This is a genomic window from Methylobacterium mesophilicum, assembly GCF_022179445.1.
GTDB classification, from domain to species: domain Bacteria; phylum Pseudomonadota; class Alphaproteobacteria; order Rhizobiales; family Beijerinckiaceae; genus Methylobacterium; species Methylobacterium mesophilicum.
Map to the genome: position 1 here is coordinate 1 of NZ_BPQU01000125.1, position 266 is coordinate 266.

Sequence of the window (266 nt, forward strand, 5' to 3'; positions counted from 1 at the left end):
TGGCGGCAATGGACGCTTGCAACAGCCGGTTCGGACGTGGCGCCGTGGTGCCGGCGCGGCGCCGGACCTCTTCCGGCGGGCGGACACTGCTCTTTACGAGGCCAAGGCCAGCGGTCGGAACCAAACCCGACGCGCGGCTGCGGTCGAGGCGCGGGCGGCGGATGCGGCGCTCTACCAGGCCAAGCGGCACGGTCGCGACCGCGTAACGGCACAGCTCGATCAGCATCGTGGCATCACCGACAGTGTGGGTGCATTCTGAAGTCTAG

Annotated in this window: 1 protein-coding gene; it reads right to left on the reverse strand. The window is 69.2% G+C overall.

Features of this window, described 5'->3' with window-relative positions; all coding sequences use genetic code 11:
- Nucleotides 1-226: hypothetical protein (locus MFF40_RS28485; RefSeq protein WP_238263177.1), on the reverse strand; the 226-nt coding region annotated here is incomplete at its 3' end.
- Nucleotides 227-266: the final 40 nt, after the last annotated feature.